A 24,284-nucleotide genomic window follows, 5' to 3' on the forward strand; every position below is an offset into this window, starting at 1 on the left:
GGCAGACCCCTGAGCGGCCCCCGAGCGGGCCCCTACGACCCGGCCGGGGGCGACCCCTTACTTCCCGTCGGGGTGGAGCGGTGCGGTCAGGGCGCGGCGGGGACGAAGGACAGCATGCGGGCCTCCCGCACGGGCTTGTGGTTCTCGTCGCCGCTCACGTGCGTCGACGTCAGGACGAGCCGCCCGTCGACGTAGGCCGTGTGCCCCATGGACATCTCGTACTCCCACGGCGCGGTCGCCACCGGGTGCTTCACGACGTTCGTCTCCGTGCCGGCGCCGCGCGGGCCCATGAGGAAGGTCCGGCCGGGGCGTCTCGACGTGGCGGCCTCGTAGATGAGCATCGACTTGCCGTCCTCCGCGCGCAGCGGATACAGCCTGCGCAGCTCGTCGGACTTGATGCCCCACAGGAACTTGCCGGTCTTCACGTCGTACGCGCCGACCTGTTCGGTGCCGCCCAGCATGATGAGGCCCTTGCCGACCCCGGCGCCCCGGCAGGGCTGGATGTCCCCGCCCGACCCGTCTCCGCCGCACTCCTCGAAACCCTTCTTCCGGGCGTCGAAGGTGACGCGGTGCTTGCCTCCGGGGTCCAGAACCGTGATCCGCCAGTCGGTCGCGCTGTCCTCGTTGTTGAAGGAGGTGAAGACGACCGGGTCCATGGAGATCAGACTGCCGAAGCTCCAGCCGGTCTTCAGCCGGTAGCGCCACAGGACCTTGCCGGTACGCGGGTCGAGCTCGCGGAGCTGGCCGTAGTTCTTGCTCCGGTCGATGGCGATCATGCAGTCGGAGCTGACCAGCAGCCGGGCGGCGCCGCCCGCCACGGCCTGGGGGACGCACTTCTCGTTCTCCCGGGGGATCTCGTAGAGCTTGCTCCCGTCGACCATCCGGTAAGTGATGGCCTGCATGTTCCGCGCGACGGACAGGACGTCCCCGCTGATGGCGCTGTAGACGAGAAACGTGTTGCCCCGGTCACCGGGCTCGTCGAGCTCCTTGTGCCAGCCCTGCTTCCCGGTCTTCAGATCGATCATCCGCATCTGGTTGCACTGGTTGCCCCGCTCGTTGTCGGGCCGCTCGTGATGGAAGACCACGACCTTGCCGTCGGGCGTGGGGTTGGCCGGTGTCTCGCAGACGGAGGAGGGCAGGTCGACGTTCCAGACCTCGGCGCCGTCCGAGAGCCGGTAGGCCGTGACCTTCCGGTGCAGGGCCTGGACGGCGGTGTCACCGACGATCCACAGGTCGTGAACGATGTTGATCTGCTTGGGGATGTCGGTCCTGTCGTCGACGATCCACGCCGCCGACTCGCCCGGCTTCCGGGCGGCGGCGACCTCCTTCGTCGTCGGGACGTGGCTCAGCTCCGGGCCGCCCGCCGCCGGAGTACCGGACGGGGACGCCGACCCCGAGGGGCCGGGCGACTCCTTCGCCACGGGCTTCGCGGGCTCATCCCGCCACTGGTCGGAGAACGCGTACGCCCCTCCCGCCACGACCACGAGCACCAGCGCGACGACCGCGGCGACGACGGGCCCGCGGCCGAACCGGCGACGCGGCGGCGGTGTCGGCACGGTCGGCGGCCCGAAACCCTGGGGCGTGCCGCCCTCCGAGGCGTACGGGTTGCCGGGAACGGGCTGCTGCGGCGGGCCCGGGGAGTACCAGGGCTGCTGCGGGTCGGGCATGGTCTTCCCCCTGAGACGCCACTCGGCTCGAAGACTTCTCCTCGGGCACAGGTCACTGGTGGTGGACGCGCACCACACCGATCCAGTTCCCGCCGCAACGTCTTCGGACTACGCGGCGGATGACGCCTCGTCACCGGACCGGACGGCCGTTTCCCCCGTACCGGGCGGCCGTTTCCCGGTACCGGGCGGCCGATCCCTCCGCGTACGAGACCGTCCGCCCGGCCTCAGCCCTGCCGCGCGGTGTACTCCCGCGCCTTGCGCAACGCTTCCGGGTGCAGCGCCTTCCCGGCGGCCAGCAGCGCGGGCAGCAGGGTGCGTTCGGTCGTCACGGCCCGGAACTGCAGGGCGGCGGTGACCTCGTGGGCCGGCCGATGCACGATCTCGATGGGGTCCCCGGCGCGGACGGCCCCCGGTTCGATCACCCGCAGATACGCGCCGGTGGCGGCCTGGCGGGTGAACCGCCGGACCCATCCCTTCTCCCCGAGGTGGTGGGCGAAGGTCCGGCACGGGATGCGGCCCGAGGTCACCTCCAGCACCAGGTCCGTGCCCACCCGCCAGCGCTCGCCGATCCGCGCGCCGCTGACGTCGAGGCCCAGGGTCGTGAAGTTCTCGCCGAACACCCCGTTGGCCAGCTTCCGGCCGCCCAGCTCCCGCTCCCAGGCGTCCAGCTCCTCACGGGCGAAGGCGTACACCGCCTGGTCGCTGCCGCCGTGATGACGCAGGTCGCACACCGCGTCCCCGGCCACTCCACTGCCGCCGGCGCCCCTGGGCCCGGGGTCGAGGACCTCGACCGGACCCTCCACCGGTCGCTTGTCGATCCCGGTGAGACCACCCGGGCCGTCGGTCTGCGCGGAGGGGCGAGGTTGCCCGATGTTCACGGTCAGCAGCTTCATGGGGTCACGCTAACCGCCCTGATCCCAAAGTCTCCTCTCGTGAATTCGCCCAGCCTCCAAGAATTTCTTATGATGGCTGGGTGATCGAAGCTCGCCACCTCCGTGTCCTGCGCGCCGTGTCCACCACCGGCTCGTTCTCCGCCGCAGCCCGCGAACTCGGCTGCACCCAGCCCGCCGTCAGCCAGCAGATGAAGGCCCTGGAGTCCTCCGCGGGCACCACCCTGCTGATCCGTACCGGACGCGAGATGCGTCTCACCCAGGCCGGCGAGGCGCTGGTACGGCATGCCTCCGGCATCCTCGCGGGGCTGACCGCCGCCGAGGAGGAGGTCGCCGCCATCGCCGGACTGCGCGCCGGCCGGGTCCGGCTGGTCTCCTTTCCCAGCGGCAGCTCCACCCTGGTCCCGGGGGCGCTGGCCGCCCTGCGCGCCGCACACCCCGGCACCCGGGTGTCGCTCGTCGAGGCCGAGCCGCCGCGCTCGGTGGACCTGCTGCGCGAGGGCGACTGCGACATCGCGCTGGCGTTCCGCTACGGGAGCACCGGCGGCGAATGGGACGACCTGGTGGTCCGGCCGCTGCTCACCGACCGGCTGATCGGTCTCGTCCCGGAGGGGCACCGGCTGGCGGAGGCGTCGAGCGTGTCCATCGGCGAACTGGCCGACGAGTCGTGGATCGCGGGCTGTCCGCGCTGCCGCCGACAGCTGGTCGAGGTCTGCGAGGAGTCCGGCTTCACCCCGCGCATCGACTTCGCCACGGACGACTACCCGGCGGTGATGGGGCTCGTCGGGGCCGGGCTCGGGGTGGCGGTGCTGCCGGAGCTGGCCGTCGAGTCGGTACGCCCCAAGGGGGCCAGGGCCGTGCCGGTCGAGCCCGCGATCGAGCGCGAGATCGTCGCGCTGACCCTGCCGGACCTGGCCCGGGTCCCGGCGGTGGCGGCCACCCTGGACCAGCTGGCGCGCACGGCCGCCCGCTGAGACCGCGCAAGGGCCGCGGCACCCGCCGGGCCCCGAGACCCACGGGCGGTGAGGGGCCGGACCCGCTGCGGCCGGTCGCGGGCCGGCTGGCCGGGGGTGTCGAAGAAACGTTTCTGCGTTCGGTTGCCGCGTACGGGTGTCAGGGAGTGCCGGGAGCCGGTCCGGCGGCGGGCGCCGCGGTGATCAGCCGGGTTCTGGCCCGGCCCATCAGCTCTTCGCGCTCGTCCTCCGTCAGGCCGCCCCACACTCCGTAGGGCTCCCGCACGGCCAGGGCGTGGGCCGCGCACTCGGCGCGTACCGGACAGCGCATGCAGACCTCCTTCGCGGAGGTCTCGCGGGCACTCCGGGCCGCACCGCGCTCACCCTCGGGGTGGAAGAACAGGGAGCTGTCCACGCCTCGGCAGGCGGCGAGCAGCTGCCAGTCCCACAGGTCGGCGTTGGGTCCGGGAAGGCGGGAGAAATCTGCCATTGCTTGTCCCCTCGGAGCTGTGCTGCGTCGGAAGCGGCATCCTCGACCGTCTGTGATCGACGGCCTCCGATGCTCGGACCGTCGGTGATCGGTGTGACCGAAGTCTCGACCGTACATCTGCGGTGCTAGTAGATGTAAATATGACTGATTGCGAATCTAGCCACAGACACCCTCAAAAGGGAAGAAATAGTGCCGAATAGGGCATGCCGACGAGTGAAGATTCGGTTGACGGGTGAATCACCCGCGCCGTTCTCCTCCGTATGCGGCCCTTCACGTAGAGTGCCGAACCCGGCCGCCCGACCCGTAACTCTTTCGAGTGACCGTCGTTAAGGGAACGGATGCGGTTGACGAATATCCGGCTCGGGCACATGTCCGAGGGGGTCAACCGCACAGGTGACGACTTGTATCAGCCTGGAGGCTCAAGGTGACGCGCATCAGCTGCGGAGGACGGTCATGACATCCGTCCTCGTCTGCGACGACTCCCCGCTTGCCCGAGAAGCGCTCCGTCGCGCGGTGGCCACCGTGCCCGGCGTCGAGCGCGTGACGACGGCGGCCAACGGCGAGGAAGTCCTCCGCCGCTGGGGTGCCGATCGTTCGGATCTGATTCTGATGGACGTACGCATGCCCGGTCTGGGAGGTGTGGAGACCGTCCGGCGACTGCTCTCCGCCGACCCCGGGGCCCGGATCATCATGCTGACCGTGGCCGAGGACCTGGACGGCGTCGCGCTCGCGGTCGCCGCCGGGGCCCGCGGGTATCTGCACAAGGACGCCTCGCGCGCCGAGCTGCGGGCCACCGTCACCCAGGCGCTGGCCGATCCGACGTGGCGGCTCGCCCCGCGCCGACTGCGGTCCGCCGAGATGGGGGCGGCCCCCACCCTCACCGCGCGGGAGATCCAGGTCCTCGAAGGGATGAGCCACGGCCGCTCCAACGCGGAGATCGGCCGTGAGCTGTTTCTCTCCGAGGACACGGTCAAGACCCACGCCCGGCGCCTGTTCAAGAAGCTCGGGGCCTCGGACCGTGCCCATGCGGTGGCCCTCGGATTCCGCTGGGGCCTGGTCCGCTGACGACCGGCCCGGCCGCGACCCGTCCGCAGACCGGCGGACGGGGTCACGGAGCGGGCCATCGGCTCCACACCCCCGTGTCCGGGCCCGCTCGGCGGCGCCATGTGACGCTTCCCGGCCGATGACGCATCCTTGAGTCGTGGAGTTCCTCAGGAACGATTCGGTCGAGCGGAAGGGGAGGGCGCAGGGCATGACATCCGGCGCACCCGCTCATAACGCTTCGGTGCACAACTCAGGACGCGGTGGAGCGGACCGGGCGGCCTCAGGGCACCATGGTCCGATGCGCGATGACGAAACCACGGTGATCGGTGCCCTCGTGCACCAAGCCGTCGACGGTGACGCGCAGGCCACCCATGATCTGCTGGCCCATGTACACCCCCTCGCCCTGCGCTACTGCCGCTCCCGGCTGAACCGCCTTCCCGGTGATGCTCGCCACTTCGTGGAGGACCTGGCGCAGGAGGTCTGCGTAGCCGTGCTGATGGCGCTGCCGCGCTACAAGGACACCGGAAGGCCCTTCGAGGCCTTCGTCTTCGCGATCGCCGGGCACAAGGTCGCCGACCTCCAGCGCGCCGCGATGCGCCACCCGGGGTCGACCGCCGTCCCCTCCGACGAGATGCCGGAGCGGCCCGACGACTCCCTCGGCCCGGAGGAGCGCGCCCTGCTCAGCAGCGACGCCGCCTGGGCCAAGAAGCTCCTCGCCAACCTCCCGGAGAACCAGCGCGAGCTGCTGGTCCTGCGCGTCGCGGTCGGGCTGACCGCGGAGGAGACCGGCCAGATGCTCGGAATGTCCCCGGGCGCGGTCCGGGTCGCCCAGCACCGCGCGCTCAGCCGGCTCCGGGCGCTCGCCGAGCAGTAGGCACTCCGGCCGGCCCCCGCCGGAGGTGCTGTAGGAAGCTACAGATCAGTCAAGTGATCTTGATCGTGGAATGAGACGCCCGTGGAGCCCGTTAGCATGGACATCCGCACCGATCAAGGCCATTTGGGGAAGGTGTCATGACTGCAAACGTCGACGGAGTGCCCGAGAAGTTCGCGACGCTCGGGCTGACCTACGACGACGTGCTGCTGTTGCCCGGCGCGTCCGAGGTCCTGCCCAACGCGGTCGACACCTCGTCGCTCATCTCGCGCAACGTACGGGTGAACATCCCCCTGCTGTCGGCCGCCATGGACAAGGTGACCGAGGCACGGATGGCCATCGCCATGGCCCGTCAGGGCGGCGTCGGCGTGCTGCACCGCAATCTCTCGGTCGAGGACCAGGTCAACCAGGTGGACCTGGTCAAGCGCTCCGAGTCGGGCATGGTCACCGACCCGATCACCGTGCACCCCGACGCCACGCTCGGCGAGGCGGACGCGCTCTGCGCGAAGTTCCGCATCAGCGGCGTGCCGGTTACCGACCCGGCGGGCAAGCTCCTCGGCATCGTCACCAACCGCGACATGGCGTTCGAGTCGGACCGGTCGCGCCAGGTGCGCGAGGTCATGACGCCGATGCCGCTCGTCACCGGGCGGGTCGGGATCTCCGGCGTGGAGGCCATGGAGCTGCTGCGCCGCCACAAGATCGAGAAGCTGCCGCTGGTCGACGAGGCGGGCATCCTCAAGGGCCTCATCACGGTCAAGGACTTCAAGAAGGCCGAGCAGTACCCGAACGCCGCCAAGGACGCCGAAGGCCGTCTGCTGGTCGGCGCGGCCGTCGGCGCCAGCCCCGAGGCGCTGGAGCGCGCGCAGGCGCTCGCGTCCGCCGGGGTCGACTTCCTGATCGTCGACACCTCGCACGGGCACAACAGCAACGCCCTCGCCTGGATGGCGAAGATCAAGTCGAGCGTCGGCGTCGACGTCATCGGCGGCAACGTCGCCACCCGCGACGGCGCGCAGGCGCTGATCGACGCCGGTGTCGACGGCGTGAAGGTCGGGGTCGGCCCCGGCTCGATCTGTACCACCCGCGTGGTCGCCGGAATCGGTGTCCCGCAGGTCACCGCGATCTACGAGGCCGCTCTCGCCGCCCGCGCCGCGGGCGTCCCGGTGATCGGCGACGGTGGCCTCCAGTACAGCGGCGACATCGGCAAGGCGCTGGCCGCCGGCGCGGACAGCGTGATGCTGGGCAGCCTTCTCGCGGGCTGCGAGGAGTCCCCGGGCGAGCTCATGTTCATCAACGGCAAGCAGTTCAAGTCGTACCGCGGCATGGGCTCCCTGGGCGCGATGCAGTCCCGCGGACAGGGCCGGTCCTACTCCAAGGACCGCTACTTCCAGGCCGAGGTGTCCTCGGACGACAAGCTCGTCCCCGAGGGCATCGAGGGCCAGGTGCCCTACCGCGGCCCGCTGGCCAACGTCCTCCACCAGCTCGTCGGCGGCCTCCGCCAGACCATGGGCTACGTCGGCGCCGCGTCCGTCGACCAGATGGAGAGCAAGGGCCGCTTCGTCCGGATCACCTCGGCGGGTCTCAAGGAGAGCCACCCGCACGACATCCAGATGACGGTGGAAGCACCGAACTACAGCAGGAAGTAACGCGTCAGCGCAGGTGAGGGGCGGTACCGGGAACTCCGGTCCGCCCCTCACCTGCGTGTCGGGGATACTGGTCAGCGCAGACGTAGAGGGAAAGGCCACACATCGTGACTGAGATCGAGATCGGGCGCGGCAAGCGCGGCCGCCGGGCTTACGCATTCGACGACATCGCTGTCGTTCCGAGCCGTCGCACCCGGGACCCGAAGGAGGTCTCGATCGCCTGGCAGATCGATGCCTACCGCTTCGAGCTGCCGTTCCTGGCCGCTCCCATGGACTCCGTGGTCTCCCCGCAGCACGCCATCCGGATCGGTGAGCTCGGCGGTCTGGGCGTGCTGAACCTGGAAGGCCTGTGGACCCGGCACGCCGACCCGCAGCCGCTGCTGGACGAGATCGCCGGGATGCCGGTCGAGTCCGCGACCCGCCGGCTCCAGGAGATCTACTCCGCCCCCATCCAGGAGGAGCTGATCGGGCAGCGCATCAAGGAGGTGCGCGACTCCGGCGTCGTCACCGCCGCCGCGCTCTCCCCGCAGCGCACCGCCCAGTTCTCCAAGGCGGTCGTCGACGCGGGCGTCGACATCTTCGTCATCCGCGGTACGACGGTCTCCGCCGAGCACGTCTCGGGCGCGGCCGAGCCGCTGAACCTGAAGCAGTTCATCTACGAGCTGGACGTCCCGGTCATCGTCGGCGGCTGCGCCACGTACACCGCCGCCCTGCACCTGATGCGGACCGGCGCGGCCGGTGTCCTCGTCGGCTTCGGCGGCGGCGCGGCGCACACCACGCGCAACGTCTTCGGCATCCAGGTCCCGATGGCGACCGCCGTCGCGGACGTCGCCGGGGCCCGCCGCGACTACATGGACGAGTCCGGCGGCCGGTACGTGCACGTCATCGCCGACGGCGGCGTCGGCTGGTCCGGCGACCTGCCGAAGGCCATCGCCTGCGGTGCGGACGCCGTGATGATGGGCTCCCCGCTGGCCCGCGCGACGGACGCGCCCGGCCGCGGCCGCCACTGGGGCATGGAGGCCGTCCACGAGGACGTGCCGCGCGGCAAGCTGGTCGACCTCGGCTCGGTCGGGACGACGGAGGAGGTCCTCACCGGTCCTTCGCACACGCCGGACGGTTCGATGAACATCTTCGGCGCGCTGCGCCGCGCGATGGCCACCACCGGCTACAGCGACCTCAAGGAGTTCCAGCGCGTCGAGGTGACGGTGGCGGACTCGCAGCACCGCCGCTGACCTCCCGTACGTACGCGGAAGGGCCCGGATCGTGGAGACGATCCGGGCCCTTCCGTATGGTCCCGCGAGGTGTCAGCCGGCCTTCTTGGCGCCACCGACGGCGGCGGCCGCGCCGAGGGCGAGGAAGAGGTAGGTCATGAAGTCGGCCTCCTGCGACCAGGCGTCCGTCACGGTGCCGAAGTGGTCCCCGATGACCTCGGAGAAGGGGATCTGCGCCAGGTCGGAGAGGACCATCGAGATGCCGACGAGCTGCCCGAGGTAGACGGCGCCGATCGAGAAGACGGCCGCGGCGCCGATGACCGCCGGGTTGGAGCCGCCGACCTTGCTCGACGCGAAGCCCACCAGGAAGCCGACGCCGACCGCCGCGTAGCCGACCTCGCGCTCGATCGAGCCCGCGATCACGCCGTACAGGATGCCCGCGACGACGGCCGCGCCCAGGGCGACCAGCACGCCGAGCAGAATGTTGTTGTTGCGGGCCGGGGGCGCCGGGGCGAAGGGCGCGCCGCCGCCGAACGGGGCGCTCTGGCCGGGCTGCTGACCCGCGAACGGGTTGCCGGTCGGGGCGGGGGGCTGCTGCCCGTAGGGGTTGCCCGTCGGTGCGGCGGGGGCGGGCTGGCCGTAGGGGTTGCCGGTGGGTGCGGCGGGGGCGGGCTGGCCCGGCTGGCCGGCGTACGGGTTGCCGTCGACGGGCTGACCGCCGTAGGGCTGCTGGGGCTGGTTCGGCGGCTGCACGGGCTGACTCACGGTGGGGCTCCCCCTGGGATGGCTGCGCACGCGTGTGCGGTTGCGCACGTGTGTGCGCGCTGTGACGCCGCAGGGTAGCAGGACGCACCGGAATCGGTCACCGGCGATCCTTTTCGGCCTCCCGTACGTCCTCAGAGCCGGTGCGCCGCCCCCGCCGGGGTGGCTCCCCGGGTGTCCAGGAGCAGTTGGGCCTTGACCGCGAGGCCCTGGAGGTCGTAGGTGCGGTGCTGCTGGAGCAGTACGGTCAGGTCGGCCGCGGCCGCCGCCTCGTACAGCGAGTCGGCGCGCGGGACGGGGCGTTCGCGCACCCGCCAGTCCAGGACGTGCGGGTCGTGATAGCCGATCTGGGCGCCCATGTCCATCAGCCGGGTGGCGATCTCGCGGGCGGGGGCGGCCTCCTGGTCGGCGCTGTCCGGCTTGTAGGTGACGCCGAGCAGCAGGACACGCGCCCCCCGGACGGACTTGCCGTGCTCGTTGAGGAGGGTGGCGCAGCGCTGGATGACGTAACTGGGCATCCGGTCGTTGATCTCCTGCGCCAGCGAGACCATCCGCAGCGGGTGCCCGGGGGTGCGGGTGCTGTAGGGCAGGAAGCCCGGGTCCACCGGGACGCCGTGTCCGCCGACGCCGGGTCCCGGCCGGAAGGGCTGGAAGCCGAACGGCTTGGTCTCGGCGCACCGGATGACGTCCCAGAGGTCGACGCCGAGGTCGTGGCAGAGCACCGCCATCTCGTTGACCAGCGCGATGTTGACGTGCCGGAAGTTGGTCTCCAGCACCTTCGTCATCTCCGCCTCGCGTGGTCCGCGGGCCCGGACGACCTTGTCGGTGAGGCGTCCGTAGAAGGCGGCCGCCGACTCGGTGCAGGCGGGGGTGAGGCCGCCGATGACCTTGGGGGTGTTGGCCAGGACGTGGGTGCGGTTGCCGGGGTCGAGCCGGCTCGGCGAGCAGGCGAGGTGGAAGTCGCGTCCGGCGACGAGCCCCGAGCCCTCTTCGAGCAGGGGGCGCAGGACGTTCTCGGTGGTGCCGGGCGGCACGGCGGACTCCAGCAGCACGGTGGTGTGCGGGCGCAGCCGGGCCGCGAGCGCGCGGGCGGCGTCGCCGAGCGCGGTGAGGTCGATCGTCCGGTCGGGGCCGAGCGGGGTGGGGGAGCAGATCACGGCGGTACGGACCCGGCCCAGCTCGGCGGCGTTGGTGGTGGGCCGGAAGCCGCCGGAGACCATGCGGCGGATCTCGGACGCGGTGAGGGTGCCCTCGACCGGGCTGCGGCCCGCTCCGAGTTCCGCGTAGGGGCGTGGGTCGGGGTCGTAACCGACGGTGTCGATCCCGGCGGTCACGGCGGCCTGGGCGAGGGGCAGGCCGAGGTGACCGAGTCCGATGACGGCGAGGTCTGCGGGCATACAGGAAGACCCCCTAAATGCGGAGAGCGAAGATCGCAACTGCTGTGGACAGTGCAATGTCAGACTAGGCGTAAATATGACCTATATGTCGCATTGTGTGGCTCCGGTCGCCCGGGTGTTGTCCACAGGCGGTGGCTGAACTCGGGGAGCGCGGACAGAATCGAGGAGTGGACACGGGCGGCCGGCCTCTCGGCCGGGTGGCACTCCCGTGTCCGACCACCCCGATCCACCGGGAGGCAGCAGTGAGGACAGCGACACTGGGACCCGCCGAGCGCACCGTCGCGCTCGCCGCCATGGCCGAGCGCGAACTGGACGTGCTGGTCGTGGGGGCGGGCGTGGTCGGTGCGGGCACGGCGCTGGACGCCGTCACCAGAGGCCTCTCGACCGGCCTGGTCGAGGCGCGCGACTGGGCGTCCGGCACATCGAGCAGGTCGAGCAAGCTGATCCACGGCGGTCTGCGCTATCTGGAGATGCTCGACTTCGCCCTGGTCCGGGAGGCGCTCAAGGAGCGCGGGCTGCTCCTGGAGCGGCTGGCCCCGCACCTGGTGAAGCCCGTGCCCTTCCTCTACCCCTTGCAGCACAAGGGCTGGGAGCGGCTCTACGCCGGCTCCGGCGTCGCGCTGTACGACGCGATGTCGGTCTCCTCCGGCCATGGCCGCGGCCTCCCCGTCCACCGCCACCTCTCCCGCAAGCACGCCCTGCGGGTCGCCCCCGCGCTGAAGAAGGACGCCCTGGTCGGCGCCCTCCAGTACTACGACGCCCAGATGGACGACGCCCGCTTCGTCACCGAGCTGGTGCGCACCGCCGCGTCCTACGGGGCCCAGGTGGCGAACGCGGCCCGGGTGATCGGCTTCCTCCGCGAGGGGGAGCGGGTCGTGGGCGCGCTCGTGCGGGACGTCGAGGGCGGCGCGGAGTACGAGATCCGGGCCAAGCAGGTGGTCAACGCGACCGGCGTGTGGACCGACGACACCCAGGGGCTCATCGGCGAGCGCGGACAGTTCCACGTCCGGGCCTCCAAGGGCATCCACCTGGTCGTCCCCAAGGACCGCATCCACTCCTCCACCGGCCTCATCCTGCGCACCGAGAAGTCCGTCCTCTTCGTCATCCCCTGGGGCCGACACTGGATCATCGGCACCACGGACACCGACTGGGACCTGGACAAGGCCCACCCGGCCGCCTCCAGCGCCGATATCGACTACCTCCTCCAGCACGTCAACTCCGTCCTCAACACCCCGCTGACCAGGGACGACGTCCAGGGCGTCTACGCCGGACTGCGACCGCTGCTGGCCGGCGAGTCGGACGCCACCAGCAAGCTGTCGCGCGAACACACGGTGGCCCACCCCGCTCCCGGCCTCGTCGTCGTGGCGGGCGGCAAGTACACGACGTACCGGGTCATGGCCAAGGACGCGGTGGACGAGGCGGTGCACGGACTCGACCAGCGGGTCGCCGCCTGCGTCACGGAGGACACCCCGCTCCTGGGAGCCGAGGGATACAAGGCCCTGTGGAACGCGCGCGCCCGGATCGCGGCCCGGACCGGACTCCATGTCGCCCGGGTGGAGCATCTGCTCAACCGGTACGGCTCAATGACCGAGGAGATTCTGGAACTGATCCTCGCCGACCCCACTCTGGGCGAACCCCTGCCCGCCGCCGACGACTATCTGCGCGCCGAGATCGTGTACGCGGCCTCCCACGAGGGTGCCCGCCATCTGGACGACGTGCTGACCCGGCGCACCCGGATCTCCATCGAGACCTTCGACCGGGGCACCCGCAGCGCCCGGCTCTGCGCGGAGCTGGTGGCGCCCGTGCTGGGCTGGGACGAGGGGCGGATCGACCGGGAGGTCGAGCACTACGAGAAGCGGGTGGAGGCCGAACGCGAATCGCAGCGGCAGCCCGACGACCTCACGGCGGACGCGGCCCGGCTCGGCGCACCGGACATTGTGCCGATCTAGGACACGCCCTCCAGGGGCCCGCGAGCTTCCCTGCAGTGGTCACCGCCCGCCTTCACCGGGCCAGTTGGGCTCCGCCGGCCCGGTGGAGCCGCGTCGGCGGGCCGGTCCGGCCTGGACGGGGAGGCCGGGTTGGTAGGAGGCTGTGGGGGCTTCCCTCTTCGGACCGCGGTGCGGCGGACCCCGGACCCGGCACCAGGACCGGCCCCGGGGTGAGGGACAATGAACGCTCTGCCAGGGCGGGTTGATCGCAGAGGGGACGCATGTCGGAGGCGGAGCAGGCACGGGAGCCCCAACGGGACAAGAACGGTCGTCTCCTCGCGGGGCGCTACCGGCTCGGTGAGGTGCTCGGCCGAGGCGGCATGGGTACGGTCTGGCGCGCCGACGACGAGACGCTCGGCCGCACGGTCGCGGTCAAGGAACTGCGGTTCCCCGGGGCGATCGACGAGGACGAGAAGCGCCGGCTGATCACGCGCACCCTGCGTGAGGCCAAGGCGATCGCACGGATCCGCAACAACAGCGCGGTGACCGTCTACGACGTGGTCGACGAGGACGACCGCCCGTGGATCGTCATGGAGCTGATCGAGGGCAAGTCGCTCGCCGAGGCGATCCGCGAGGACGGCACGCTGACGCCGCGGCGGGCCGCCGAGGTCGGGCTCGCCATCCTCGACGTGCTGCGCTCGGCGCACCGCGAGGGCATCCTGCACCGCGACGTGAAGCCGTCCAACGTGCTGATCGCCGAGGACGGGCGCGTCGTGCTCACCGACTTCGGCATCGCCCAGGTCGAGGGGGACCCGTCGGTCACCTCCACCGGCATGCTCGTCGGCGCACCCTCGTACATCTCGCCGGAGCGCGCCCGCGGTCACAAGCCGGGTCCACCCGCGGACCTGTGGTCCCTCGGCGGACTGCTGTACGCGAGCGTCGAAGGCTGCCCGCCGTACGACAAGGGCTCGGCCATCGCCACCCTGACGGCCGTGATGACCGAACCGCTCGACCCGCCGAAGAACGCCGGTCCGCTCACCGAGGTCATCTACGGGCTGCTCGCCCGGGACCCCGACCAGCGCCTCGACGACGCCGGGGCGCGGGCGTTGCTCAACGACGTCATCAACGCCCCCGACGTTCCCGCCCCGGCCCCCGCGGACTCCACCCAGATCATGGCGCTGCCGCCGGCGCCCGCCGCCGACCCCCTCGTCAAGAGGACGCCGAAGCAGCCCAAGCCCCCGAAGCCGCCGAAGCAGCCCACCGGGTCGGGCGAGTCCGGCGGAGGCTCCCGCGACCGGCTGCGCGGAGCCCTGCGCTCCGTGCGCAACGCGAAGACCCCCGCGGCGGCGGCGGGTTCGGCCGCCGCGTCGGCGGGCTCTCCGGCCGCGGCGGCCGGCGGCCCGCCCGTCGCCCCGCCCAAGCCTCCGTCGCCGCCCGGGGCTTCCGCCCCGGGTGCGAAGCCCGCCGCGTCCGCCCCGGCGACCGCGAAGGGAGCCGTAGCGGCGCCCGCCGGCGCCCCGAAGTCCGCGGCGGCGAGCGGGTCCGTACCCGGGCAGCGCCCGCCGTCCTCGGTCGCGTCCACGCGAGCCTCGATCACCGACGTGGTGCCCCGCCGCACCCTCGCGATCATCGCGGCCGTCGTCGCCCTGGCCATTCTCGGCACCGTGCTCGCGCTCACGCTCGGCGACGACGACGCGGACAGGGGCGGCGACAAGGCCGCCTCGGCCGGAGCCTCGGCCGGCGGCGCCGACGACAAGGGCGCCGACGCCGGCGGCGGTTCGGCCGGCGAGAAGGGCGGCGGTCAGAAGGAGGGCCAGGGCGCGGACGACGGCCGGGCCTCCGCCGACCCGTCCGCCGATTCGTCCGCCGACGACTCCGCCGACGCCGAGGACTCCGGTTCCGACGACGCCGAGGAGGACGGGGCGGACCCGGGCGACGCCCTGCCCGCCGGGTACGAGAAGGTCACCGACTCCCGGTTCAACTTCACCATGGCGATGCCCGAGGGCTTCAAGCGCACCGACATCGCGGGCAGCAACTCCGGCGGCATCTACAACGACAAGCGGGGCAGCTTCCCCCGCGTCCAGGTCGACTTCAACAGCTCGCCCAAGGACGACGCGGCGGCCGCCTGGCGCGGGGCCGTCGGGAGCGTCAAGGTCCTCAGCGACGGCTACGAGCACGGCGGAATAAAGAAGGTCGAGTACAACGGCTACCCGACCGTCGCCGACTGGACGTTCGAGCGCAACCACAGCGGCGTCCGGGTCAAGGTGCTCAACCGGGGGTTCAAGGTGGACGCCAAGCGCGGTTACTCGATCATGATCAGCTGCAAGGTGGACGAGTGGGAGGGCGACGCGTGCCGGACGCTGCGGGAGACGGCGTTCGCCACGTTCACGCCCACCGGCTGACCGCTGGGCACGCCCGTCGACCGGCCGGAAAGGTCCCGGACCGGTCGATGGGAAACGTTTGTGCGGACCGGTTGGCGCGACCCGGCCCGGCGGCCCGTGTTGCCACGTATCGTAAGAGGCCGGGGACCGTACGCAGCCGGAACAGCGGGTCAGTTGTCCGCCGAATGACCGTGACCGACGGATAAGTGCGCCTCCGGTGACCGGGGGAAGAGCGCGCTCTGGGGAGGCGTCGTGGACGACTACGCGGGTCGGGTGCTTGCCGACCGCTACCGCCTTCCGCTGCCCCCGTCCGATGGGTACGAACTGGCCGAGACCCGGGCGTTCGACACCTACAGCGGACAGGAAGTCCTGGTCCGCCAGGTGCCGTTGCCGGAGGTCGTGGACGCGGAGGTGCTCGACGCCGACGGCCGGCCCTCCGCATCCGGACGCGCCCCAGGGCGAGCGGTCCGCCGCAGCACGGACCCGGCGGTCCGAAGGGCGATCGAGGCCGCGCAGGCCGCTGCCCAGGTACCCGATCACCCCCGGCTCGACCAGGTCTTCGACGTGTTCGCCGAAGCGGGCTCGTTGTGGATAGTGAGCGAGCTCGTCGTGGCCCGTCCGCTCGCCGCCCTCCTCGCCGAACACCCCCTCAACCCCTACCGGGCGGCCGAGATCGGCTCCGACGTGCTCACCGCCCTGCGAGTGCTGCACGCCCACGGCTGGACCCACCGCAACATCACCGTGCGCACGGTCCTGGTGTGCGACGACGGCCGCGTGGTGCTCACAGGTCTCGCGGCGGGCGCCGCCGAGGAGGCGCTCTGCGGATACGCCCCCGGACCGACGCCCGACACCGACCCGGTGGCCGGCCCCTCGACGTACGGCATCCCGGCCGTCGAAGCCGCCCCGCCGAGAGAGCTCGACGGGGCCCACGCGCTCCCGCCGGCCAGGGGCGGAACGGAGTACGCGCCGGTCGAGGGCTACGGCTCCGTCGACGACGGCCAGGGCTACGCGGCCGTCGAGGAGCGCGCGGAGCACGCGGAGTACGCGGACGCGGACGTTCAGGAGTACGCGGAGTACGCGGAGTACGCGGAGTACGCGGACGTCCAGGAGTACGCGGACGCCGACGCGGACGTCCAGGAGTACGCCGATGAAGACGGCGACGGCGGCGGCGGCCGGGTGGACCGTTCGTACCGGGCGGACCGGTCGTACCGGGCGGACCAGGGGCTTCCCCTTCCGTCGCTGCCGCAGGGTTACGCCCCGCGCCGGGACGACGAGAAGGACGGCGACAGGGACGACGACCGACCCGAGGACCGGTATGGCAACCGACCCGAGGACCGGTCCGGCGACCGGTACGACCTGCCGCCGGGCGGCCCGGTAGCCGAGCCCCTGGCGTCGCACGCCGGGCAGGAGATCGTCCCGCGCCCCGCCGCCCCCGCCGTCCCGTACACCGCCGTGCCGCCCCCCGCCGAGCCGGGCGCCGCGAGCGCCGCCCAGTTGCGGGCCGCGCGCGCCGGAGCCATCGCCGCCTACCGGGCGGGCGCACGGGCCGCCGCCCGGGTCACCGAGGACCGGCAGCAGACCGGCCGCACCCCGGCCGACCTCACGAAGTCGCCGCCGGAAGGGCGCACACCCGCCCCGGGCAGCAGCGGCACCAGCGGCGTGACCGGAGCCGGAGCCGACGCGGACGCCGACACGGGCATCCTCCCGCCGCAGCGCCCGGCGCCCGGCGCCCCGGCCCCTGGCGCCCCCGTGGCTCCCGGACCGACCTCCCCCTGGGGCATCCCCGCCGAGGACCCCTACGACGACGAGGACGACGAGGACGACGAGGACGGCCCCCGGCCGCCGGGCCGCCGCGTGCATCTCGCCGGTACCTGGGACGACGGGCCCGGTGCGCGGCCCGTCTCCGCGGGCGGCTCCGGCGAGGACGCGCTGCGCGCCGACTCCCGGCGGCCCGGCCCGGCGGCCCCGGCCCCCCAGCAGCTCGCCCGCGCCACCCCGCCCCGGGGCGGGCGGACCGCCCCCGGGGCCTGGGAGGAGGCCGTCGCGGGCGGCGACGAGCCCGCCGTCTACCGGGGCCCCGCCACCCCGCTCGCCGCCGAACGCGCCCGCCAGGCACGGATCGCCGTCGTCGGAGCCGTCACCGAGCGCTGGGCCCCCGAGCAGGCGGGCCCCGTCCACGAGAACTGGCAGCTCGCGCCCCCCATCGGCCCCTCCACCGACCTGTGGGCGCTCGGCGCACTGCTCTACCGCGCCGTCCAGGGCCACGCCCCCTACCCCGAGGAGAACGCGGCCGAGCTCGTCCAGATGGTGTGCGGGGAGCCGCCCGCCTTCGCGGAGGAGTGCGGCCCGCTGCGGCCCGTCGTCGAGTCGCTGCTGCGCCAGGACCCCACGGAGCGGCCGGACTTCGAGGAGCTGCGCGGCTGGCTGCGTTCGCTGGTGCGCTCCGCGCCGGAGCCGGAGGCGGGCGCCGACGTCGTGCCGCTGCCCGCGCCCGACGCCGCCCGGCTCCCCATCGTGCGCCGCCGGGGCGAGTTGGTCCGCCGGCGCCGGGGCCGTTTCGGCGGCGGCGCGACGCACGGCAGGCACCGCCAGGGGAAGCGTCAGCAGCCTCCGAAGCTGCGCGGTGGCGGCAAGCGGCGGGACCGGCAGGAGTCGCTGCTGCCGCCCGACCGGTCCGAGCGGATGCCCGTGGAGGCCTGGGAGGAGGAGCGCCCGGCCCGCGCACCCCGAACGCCCAAGGGACCCCGGGTGCTGCGGGAACCGCCGCGCCGGGGCGAGTCCTCATCCCCGCGCAGTCTGGGCCGGCTGCTGCTCGTCCTCATCCTGCTGCTGATGGCCGCCGCCGTCGCGTACGCGGTGATGTTCCTGCCGAAGCAGGAGCCGGGCAAGGACAGTGGAGCGCCGACGTCGCCCGCCGGCTCCGCCGCACCGCCCCCCGCCTCGGGGGAGCCCGAGCCGTCCGCCTCGGCGGGCGGGTCCGCCGATCCCGGCTCGCAGCAGCCGCAGACCAGCCGGTCGGCCGTGGCGCTCGCCCCCGGCTACGCGCTCCGCGAGGACGCGGAGGGGTTCGAGGTCGGCGTACCGAAGGACTGGCAGCGCAGCCCCGCCAACGCGGACCGACAGATCCGCTACGGCAGCGACGGGTTCACCCTCCTCGTGGTGCCCGGCCGGGACACGGTGAAGGCGGGGGGAGGCGATCCGCTGGACTACCAGCGGGACAAGGAGCCCGAGCTCCAGCCGTTCCGCGACTCCACCTGGTCCTCCTCGTCCGGTCTGCGCCGGGTCGACGTCGGTCGGCAGGCCATGGCCGAGGGGCAGTTCACCTGGCAGGAGAGCGGCGGGCGCGAGGTCTACGTCCGTAATCTCGCCATGATCGTCGACGGCAGGTACCACGTCATCCAGGTCATCGGGCCCGAGAGCGACCGGGACAGGGTCACCGAGATCTACGAGCAGGCCATCGCCTCGTACCGGGTCACCTGACCGCCGGTCGCACCCGACCGCGCGCACGCGACCGTCCGCACCCGGGCCTGATCACGCGTCATCGCCGTTGCTCCGTCACGGGCGTTGTGCGGTGCCGACAACCATCACAGTGCGGTCTCGTGGGCGATCCCCGGTTCCGCCGCACCGCCGCGCCTCCGTAATCTGGCCATTCGAGGAACGGGGCGGGGACTTCACGTGGATCGATCACAGAACACGGACGCGGGACTGGTGCTGGCGGGGCGCTACCGGCTGGGCGACGTCCTCGGCCGGGGCGGCATGGGCAAGGTCTGGCGCGCCCACGACGAGGTGCTGCACCGCACGGTCGCCGTCAAGGAGTTGACCGCCGGGCTGTACGTCGCCGAGGCCGACCGGCTCGTCCTGCACGCCAGGACGCAGAAGGAGGCGCGGGCGGCGGCGCGCATCACGCACCCCGGCGTCGTCACCGTCCACGACGTGATCGAGTACGACAACCGCCCCTGGATCGTCATGCAGTACGTCGACGGGCCCTCGCTCGCCGACTCCGCCAAGGAGAGCGGCGAGGTCGCCCCGCGCGAGGCGGCCCGCATCGGGCTGCACGTGCTGAGCGCCCTGCGCGCCGCGCACGCGGCCGGCGTGCTGCACCGCGACGTCAAGCCCGGCAACGTGCTGCTGGCGCGCGACGGGCAGGTGCTGCTGACCGACTTCGGGATCGCCGCGATCGAGGGCGACTCGACCATCACCCGTACCGGCGAACTGGTCGGCTCCATCGACTACCTGGCCCCGGAACGGGTACGCGGCGGCGACCCCGGACCGGCCTCCGACCTCTGGTCCCTGGGCGCGACGCTGTACACGGCGGTCGAGGGGACCTCCCCGTTCCGCCGTACGTCCCCGATCTCCACCATGCAGGCGGTCGTCACCGAGGAGCCGCCCGCCCCGGTCAACGCCGGCCCGCTCGGTGCCGTGATCACCGCGCTGCTCCGCAAGGACCCGGACGACCGGCCCACGGCCGCCCAGACCGAGCAGATGCTGCTGGACGCGATGGACGGCCGCGAGCCCCGTGCCGCGCAGGCGCACGTGCCGACCCAGCGCTTCCCCGAGGACGCCCGGTACGCCTACCGGGACGCGAACGGCCCCGGCGGCCCGAACGGTTCCGGCAGCCCGAACGGCCCCGACGGTTCCGACGGCGCCACCGCCCGGCTGCCCGCAGCGACCCCCGCCGCGACGACGCCCGTCCCCGGCCCGGACGCCGCCGCCCCGGTCACCGGCCCCGCCTCCGCCCCGGTGACCCGGCGCGCCGGGTCCCGGTGGCGCACGGTGCTCGTCGTGGTCGTCGCCGCCGCCGTCCTGGGGGGCGTGGCCGGTCTGTTCGCGATGAAGTACGGGGAGGAGCCGGACGCACCCGGCGGCACGAGCGGCGGCACGGCCGCCGGCGGCACACCGTCCCCGGAGCGGACCTCCACGGAGCGGACCTCCTCGGAGCCGGCCGCCTCGTCGAAGGGGGCACCGGAGATACCCGACGGCTGGCACCGGGTCGACGACCCGGCGGGGTTCAGCCTGGTGGTGCCGGTGGACTGGACCCGGCAGGAACAGGACGGGCAGATCGACTACACGCCGGACGGCGGGGCCCACCGGATCCGCATCAGCGTCGACCCCGACCCGGATTTCGACCATCCGTATCTGCACATGGAGAACATGGAGGAGCAGCTCTCCGAGCGGCTGCCGGGGTATCAGCGGATCGGTATGGAGAAGAACACCTTCCGCGACCGGCCGGGCGCCCTCTGGGAGTTCACCTGGAACGAGACCAAGGACCACCCGGGACCCCGGCACGGGATCGACCAGATGTACTACGGGGGTTCCGGCGGCCCCGAGTACGCGCTGTACCTGACGGCTCCGCAGGAGGGCTGGGAGGCCAGCCGCGAGAAGTTCGACATCATGCTGCGCAGTTGGAGCGCCCCGAAACCCCGGCAGTGAGCACGGCGCCCGGCGGACGCCCGATGCTCCGGCCGGGTCGCGAGACGGTCACGGCTGCGCATCCGGTGTCCACCCCCGGTGGTGCCCGGCCCGACCCGTGATCCAGGATGGGGAACATGACAGATCACGGGGGATGGGCGAACCAGCCCACCAGCTACGGAATCCAGCCGCCCCAGACACCGGGCGGCTTCGGCGCGCCGCATCCCCCGCCCCACCCCACGCCGCATCCCTCACCTCCGGCGCACGTTCCGTCCCCGACCGTCCGCGCGAGCGTCCCGGACAGTGCGGTGAACCGGCTGATCGGCGGGCGCTACCGGCTGCTCGCCCGGCTCGGGCACGGCGGTATGGGGACGGTGTGGCGGGCCCACGACGAGGTCGTCGACCGGGAGGTGGCCGTCAAGGAACCGCGCGTACCGGAACACCTCGGCGAGCGCGAGCACAGCATGGTGCACCAGCGCATGCAGCGTGAGGCGCGGGCCGCCGCCCGGATCGACCACCCCTCCGTCGTGACCGTCCACGACGTGGCCGTCGAGGACGGCAAGCCGTGGATCGTCATGGAGCTGGTACGCGGCCCGTCGCTCGGCGACCGCCTCCAGGAAGGCACCCTGGACCCCCGCGAGGCGGCCAGGATCGGCCTCGCGGTCCTCGACGCGCTGATGGCCGCTCACGCGATCGGCATCCTGCACCGGGACGTCAAGCCGGACAACGTCATGCTCGGCACCGGCGACCGGGTCGTCCTCACCGACTTCGGGATCGCCCAGGTCGAGGGCGAGCAGCAGCTCACCGAGACCGGAGCGTTCGTCGGTTCGCCCGAGTACATCTCACCGGAGCGGGTCCTCGGGCAGCGCCCCGGACCGGAGTCGGACCTGTGGTCGCTGGGCGTCGTGCTGTACGCGGCGGTCGAGGGGATGTCCCCGTACCGCCGCTCGCACACCCCGGCCACCCTCCAGGCCGTGCTGTCCGCCGAGCCGCAGGTGCCCGCCCGTGGCACGGGCGCGTTCGGCGCGCTCGTCATGCAACTGCTCCGCAAGGACCCCGCGGCGCGCCCGCCGGCCGCCGAGGTCCGCCGGGCTCTCCAGCAGCTGGCGTCCCCGGCCCCGGCGCAGGCGGCCTCCGCGTACGGGACGGCCCCCGCGGGCGGAAGCGGAAGCGGTGGCAGCAAGTGGGTGCCGCCCGTGCTGCACCGCAACCGCGTCGCCCAGTTCGCGCTCGGCGGCGGGGCGCTGGCGGTGGCGGTCGCGCTCGTCCTGCTCCTGCTGAACCCGTTCGCGGGCGACGGACCGCCCGAGGGCTGGCAGGTCCGGCCGGAGAACGAGGTGCTGTCGGCGGACGTCGCCGTTCCGGAGGAGTACAAGCGGGTCCAGGAGGACGGCGAGGACGAACTGGTCTGGTACGCGGATCCCAGCGGCGTCTTCGAGATCTCCTTCTGGCACCGCGACCCGAAGAGCGAGGACGCCATGGACGACAACCCGGGCGTCGACCCGAAGGTCCGCAAGGAGTACTACGAGAAGGGCTCGTCGAGCTCCACGGACATGGAGGAGGCGTCCGCCACCTACAAGGACGCCACGCACGGGGGGCGCAAGGCGTTCGAGATGACCACCGAGTTCGTTCCCTACCCCTCGTCCGGCGACGATCCGGTGCGCTACCGCTTCCGGGAGCTGCTGATCCCGGGCGAGAAGGAGAACGACCCCTACTGGCACGTGCGGGTGCGAATGCCCGCCAAGGGGGAGGCGGCGAAGGACGGCGACGCGATCTTCACCGAGGTCACCGAGGGGCTGAAGATTCACGCTTCCTGAGTACCGCGGGCCGACCGCCGCGGGTCGGTCGGCCGCATAGCCACTGATCAGCAGTTATGTCGCCAGCGATCACTGGCTCGTTCGGAGAGGGTGTCCGGCAGCGGTGGCGGGTCCTGTGAAAAACTGTTACCCACGGGTACCCAAAGGCTGCGGCTGGACATACTCTCGGCCTCATGACGGACTCGCAGGCCCCTGACGCCCCTCTCGGCACGAACCCCGTGGCGGTCGCCCCCGCCGGGGTGCGCACCGCCGCCGACGTGGTCACCCCCGAGGTGATCGCCCAGCTGACCCGTGGCGTCGTCGGGTCGGGCCGCACGGCCAACCACACCCCCTTCACCGGGGAGAAGCTGGCCGACCTGCCCGAGTCCACCCCCGAGGACGTCGCCACCGCCTTCGACCGGGCCCGCGCCGCCCAGCCCGTCTGGGCCGCCGTCCCCGTACGGCAGCGGGCCGCCGTCCTGCTGCGCTTCCACGACCTCGTCCTCAGCCGCCAGTCCGAGGTCCTCGACCTCATCCAGCTGGAGACCGGCAAGGCCCGCCTGCACGCCCACGAGGAGGTGCAGGCCGTCGCCGTCGCGGCCCGCCACTACGGGCGCAAGGCCGCCGCCTACCTCAAGCCCCGCCGCCACACCGGCGTCGTCCCGGTCCTCACCAAGGTCACCGAACTGCGCCAGCCGCGCGGCGTCGTCGGCCAGATCGCCCCCTGGAACTACCCGCTCGAACTCTCCGTGGGCGACGCGCTGCCCGCGTTCGTCTCCGGCAACGCCGTCGTGATGAAGCCCGACACGGAGACCGCGCTCACCGCCCTGTGGGCCCGCGACCTGCTGATCGAGGCCGGACTGCCCGCCGAGGTCTTCCAGGTCGTCCTCGGCGAGGGGCCCGTCGTGGGACCCGAGGTCGTCAGCCGCGCCGACTACGTCTCCTTCACCGGCTCCACCCGCACCGGCCGCGAGGTCGCCGTCGGCGCCGCGTCCCGGCTGGTCGGCGTCTCCCTGGAGCTCGGCGGCAAGAACGCCATGCTCGTGCTGAAGGACGCCGACGTCGAGAAGGCCGCCGCCGGAGCCGTCCGCGCCTGCTTCTCCTCCGCCGGACAGCTCTGCATCTCCATCGAGCGGCTGTACGTCCACGAGTCCGTCGCCGACGACTTCGTGGAGCGCTTCGCCACCCGGACGCAGGCCATGCGGCTCGGCAGCGCCCTCGCCTACGGGGCCGACATGGGCTCCCTCGTCGGCGAACGCCAGCTGGAGGCCGTCACGCGCCACGTCGACGAGGCCGTCGAGAAGGGTGCGAAGCTCGTCGCCGGCGGCGTCGCCCGCCCCGACATCGGCCCGCTGTTCTACGAGCCGACCATCCTCGACGGGGTGGAGGCCCCGATGGCCGTCTGCACCGAGGAGACCTTCGGACCGGTCGTCTCGATCTACCGCTTCAGCGACGAGGACGAGGTGATCGCGCTGGCCAACGCCACCCCGTACGGCCTCAACTCCAGCGTCTGGACCACCGACTCCCGCCGCGGTCACCAGGTCGCGGCCCGGCTGCGCACCGGCACCGTCAACATCAACGAGGGGTTCGCCCCCGCCTACGGCAGCGTCCAGGCCCCGATGGGCGGCATGAAGGATTCCGGCCTCGGCCGACGGCACGGCTCCGAGGGCATCCTCAAGTACACCGAGGCTCAGACCGTCGCCCAGCAGCGGCTGATGCCGCTCGCGCCCGCCTTCGGGATGGACGACGAGAAGTATGCCGCGCTCATGACCAGCAGCCTCAAGGCGATGAAGGCCTTCCGGCTGCGCTGACGCCCCGGGAGCCGTAGCGGCTTCCGCCCTTTTC

At 72.6% G+C, this 24,284-nt stretch carries 16 protein-coding genes; 11 read left to right on the plus strand and 5 right to left on the minus strand.

Features of this window, described 5'->3' with window-relative positions; translation table 11 throughout:
• Positions 1-86 precede the first annotated feature (86 nt).
• Both ACH4RG_RS06020 and ACH4RG_RS06025 read right to left on the minus strand, forming a co-directional pair.
• Complete coding sequence (locus ACH4RG_RS06020; protein ID WP_397927789.1) at positions 87-1,667, minus strand: PQQ-binding-like beta-propeller repeat protein; 1,581 nt, start codon at positions 1,665-1,667, stop codon at positions 87-89.
• A gap of 224 nt (positions 1,668-1,891) precedes the next feature.
• Positions 1,892-2,560: an MOSC domain-containing protein gene (locus ACH4RG_RS06025; RefSeq protein WP_397919997.1), complete on the minus strand. Its 669-nt coding sequence runs from the start codon at positions 2,558-2,560 to the stop codon at positions 1,892-1,894.
• A gap of 80 nt (positions 2,561-2,640) precedes the next feature.
• Here ACH4RG_RS06025 and ACH4RG_RS06030 point away from each other — a divergent pair, with 80 nt between their 5' ends.
• Entirely contained in the window at positions 2,641-3,531 is an 891-nt protein-coding gene (locus ACH4RG_RS06030) for a LysR family transcriptional regulator (RefSeq protein ID WP_397919999.1), read from the plus strand.
• A 139-nt stretch (positions 3,532-3,670) separates the two neighbouring features.
• Here ACH4RG_RS06030 and ACH4RG_RS06035 read toward each other — a convergent pair whose 3' ends face one another.
• Complete coding sequence (locus ACH4RG_RS06035) at positions 3,671-4,000, minus strand: WhiB family transcriptional regulator (protein ID WP_397920001.1); 330 nt, start codon at positions 3,998-4,000, stop codon at positions 3,671-3,673.
• Between the two features lie 453 nt (positions 4,001-4,453).
• Here ACH4RG_RS06035 and ACH4RG_RS06040 point away from each other — a divergent pair, with 453 nt between their 5' ends.
• The 4 genes from ACH4RG_RS06040 to ACH4RG_RS06055 all read left to right on the plus strand — a co-directional run bounded on the left by ACH4RG_RS06040 (position 4,454) and on the right by ACH4RG_RS06055 (position 8,787).
• Positions 4,454-5,065, plus strand: coding sequence for a response regulator transcription factor (locus tag ACH4RG_RS06040; RefSeq protein ID WP_003948568.1), 612 nt, complete (start codon positions 4,454-4,456; stop codon positions 5,063-5,065).
• A 277-nt stretch (positions 5,066-5,342) separates the two neighbouring features.
• Positions 5,343-5,918 carry a sigma-70 family RNA polymerase sigma factor gene (locus ACH4RG_RS06045; protein ID WP_397920003.1) on the plus strand — a complete coding sequence of 192 codons (576 nt, stop codon included), beginning with the start codon at positions 5,343-5,345 and terminating at the stop codon, positions 5,916-5,918.
• A gap of 137 nt (positions 5,919-6,055) precedes the next feature.
• Complete coding sequence (gene guaB, locus ACH4RG_RS06050) at positions 6,056-7,558, plus strand: IMP dehydrogenase (protein WP_274032272.1); 1,503 nt, start codon at positions 6,056-6,058, stop codon at positions 7,556-7,558.
• Between the two features lie 104 nt (positions 7,559-7,662).
• The gene (locus ACH4RG_RS06055) at positions 7,663-8,787 is read left to right on the plus strand and encodes a GuaB3 family IMP dehydrogenase-related protein (protein WP_097870356.1); all 1,125 of its coding nucleotides are present in this window, start codon (positions 7,663-7,665) and stop codon (positions 8,785-8,787) included.
• Between the two features lie 72 nt (positions 8,788-8,859).
• On the opposite strand, the gene ACH4RG_RS06060 is transcribed toward ACH4RG_RS06055, so the two are convergent.
• Together ACH4RG_RS06060 and ACH4RG_RS06065 are read right to left on the minus strand one after the other, a co-directional pair.
• Positions 8,860-9,531, minus strand: coding sequence for a hypothetical protein (locus tag ACH4RG_RS06060; protein WP_397920005.1), 672 nt, complete (start codon positions 9,529-9,531; stop codon positions 8,860-8,862).
• A gap of 131 nt (positions 9,532-9,662) precedes the next feature.
• A complete protein-coding gene (locus tag ACH4RG_RS06065) occupies positions 9,663-10,925 on the minus strand; it encodes a nucleotide sugar dehydrogenase (protein ID WP_397920007.1) in 1,263 nt (420 codons plus the stop codon).
• A 242-nt stretch (positions 10,926-11,167) separates the two neighbouring features.
• Here ACH4RG_RS06065 and ACH4RG_RS06070 point away from each other — a divergent pair, with 242 nt between their 5' ends.
• The 6 genes from ACH4RG_RS06070 to ACH4RG_RS06095 all read left to right on the plus strand — a co-directional run bounded on the left by ACH4RG_RS06070 (position 11,168) and on the right by ACH4RG_RS06095 (position 24,250).
• Positions 11,168-12,874 carry a glycerol-3-phosphate dehydrogenase/oxidase gene (locus tag ACH4RG_RS06070; RefSeq protein ID WP_397920009.1) on the plus strand — a complete coding sequence of 569 codons (1,707 nt, stop codon included), beginning with the start codon at positions 11,168-11,170 and terminating at the stop codon, positions 12,872-12,874.
• A 260-nt stretch (positions 12,875-13,134) separates the two neighbouring features.
• Positions 13,135-15,255, plus strand: coding sequence for a serine/threonine-protein kinase (locus tag ACH4RG_RS06075; RefSeq protein ID WP_398539167.1), 2,121 nt, complete (start codon positions 13,135-13,137; stop codon positions 15,253-15,255).
• A 231-nt stretch (positions 15,256-15,486) separates the two neighbouring features.
• Positions 15,487-18,714, plus strand: coding sequence for a protein kinase (locus ACH4RG_RS06080; RefSeq protein ID WP_398539168.1), 3,228 nt, complete (start codon positions 15,487-15,489; stop codon positions 18,712-18,714).
• Positions 18,715-18,909: 195 nt separating this feature from the next.
• Positions 18,910-20,664 (plus strand): serine/threonine-protein kinase, encoded by a 1,755-nt coding sequence (locus ACH4RG_RS06085; protein WP_397920016.1) that lies wholly within the window; start codon positions 18,910-18,912, stop codon positions 20,662-20,664.
• 116 nt (positions 20,665-20,780) lie between these two features.
• Entirely contained in the window at positions 20,781-22,460 is a 1,680-nt protein-coding gene (locus ACH4RG_RS06090; protein ID WP_397920018.1) for a serine/threonine-protein kinase, read from the plus strand.
• A 173-nt stretch (positions 22,461-22,633) separates the two neighbouring features.
• Positions 22,634-24,250, plus strand: a complete 1,617-nt coding sequence (locus ACH4RG_RS06095) for a succinic semialdehyde dehydrogenase (RefSeq protein ID WP_397920020.1) — start codon at positions 22,634-22,636, stop codon at positions 24,248-24,250.
• Positions 24,251-24,284 lie beyond the last annotated feature (34 nt).

This window comes from Streptomyces sp. NPDC021019, assembly GCF_044333295.1.
Classification (GTDB): domain Bacteria; phylum Actinomycetota; class Actinomycetes; order Streptomycetales; family Streptomycetaceae; genus Streptomyces.

Coding starts and splice junctions, on each gene's coding strand:
- ACH4RG_RS06065 (WP_397920007.1), bottom strand. CDS start 10,925: ATGCCCGCAGACCTCGCCGTCATCGGACTCGGTCACCTCGGCCTGCCC.
- guaB (WP_274032272.1), top strand. CDS start 6,056: ATGACTGCAAACGTCGACGGAGTGCCCGAGAAGTTCGCGACGCTCGGG.
- ACH4RG_RS06040 (WP_003948568.1), top strand. CDS start 4,454: ATGACATCCGTCCTCGTCTGCGACGACTCCCCGCTTGCCCGAGAAGCG.
- ACH4RG_RS06035 (WP_397920001.1), bottom strand. CDS start 4,000: ATGGCAGATTTCTCCCGCCTTCCCGGACCCAACGCCGACCTGTGGGAC.
- ACH4RG_RS06095 (WP_397920020.1), top strand. CDS start 22,634: ATGACGGACTCGCAGGCCCCTGACGCCCCTCTCGGCACGAACCCCGTG.
- ACH4RG_RS06045 (WP_397920003.1), top strand. CDS start 5,343: ATGCGCGATGACGAAACCACGGTGATCGGTGCCCTCGTGCACCAAGCC.
- ACH4RG_RS06020 (WP_397927789.1), bottom strand. CDS start 1,667: ATGCCCGACCCGCAGCAGCCCTGGTACTCCCCGGGCCCGCCGCAGCAG.
- ACH4RG_RS06090 (WP_397920018.1), top strand. CDS start 20,781: ATGACAGATCACGGGGGATGGGCGAACCAGCCCACCAGCTACGGAATC.
- ACH4RG_RS06025 (WP_397919997.1), bottom strand. CDS start 2,560: ATGAAGCTGCTGACCGTGAACATCGGGCAACCTCGCCCCTCCGCGCAG.
- ACH4RG_RS06075 (WP_398539167.1), top strand. CDS start 13,135: ATGTCGGAGGCGGAGCAGGCACGGGAGCCCCAACGGGACAAGAACGGT.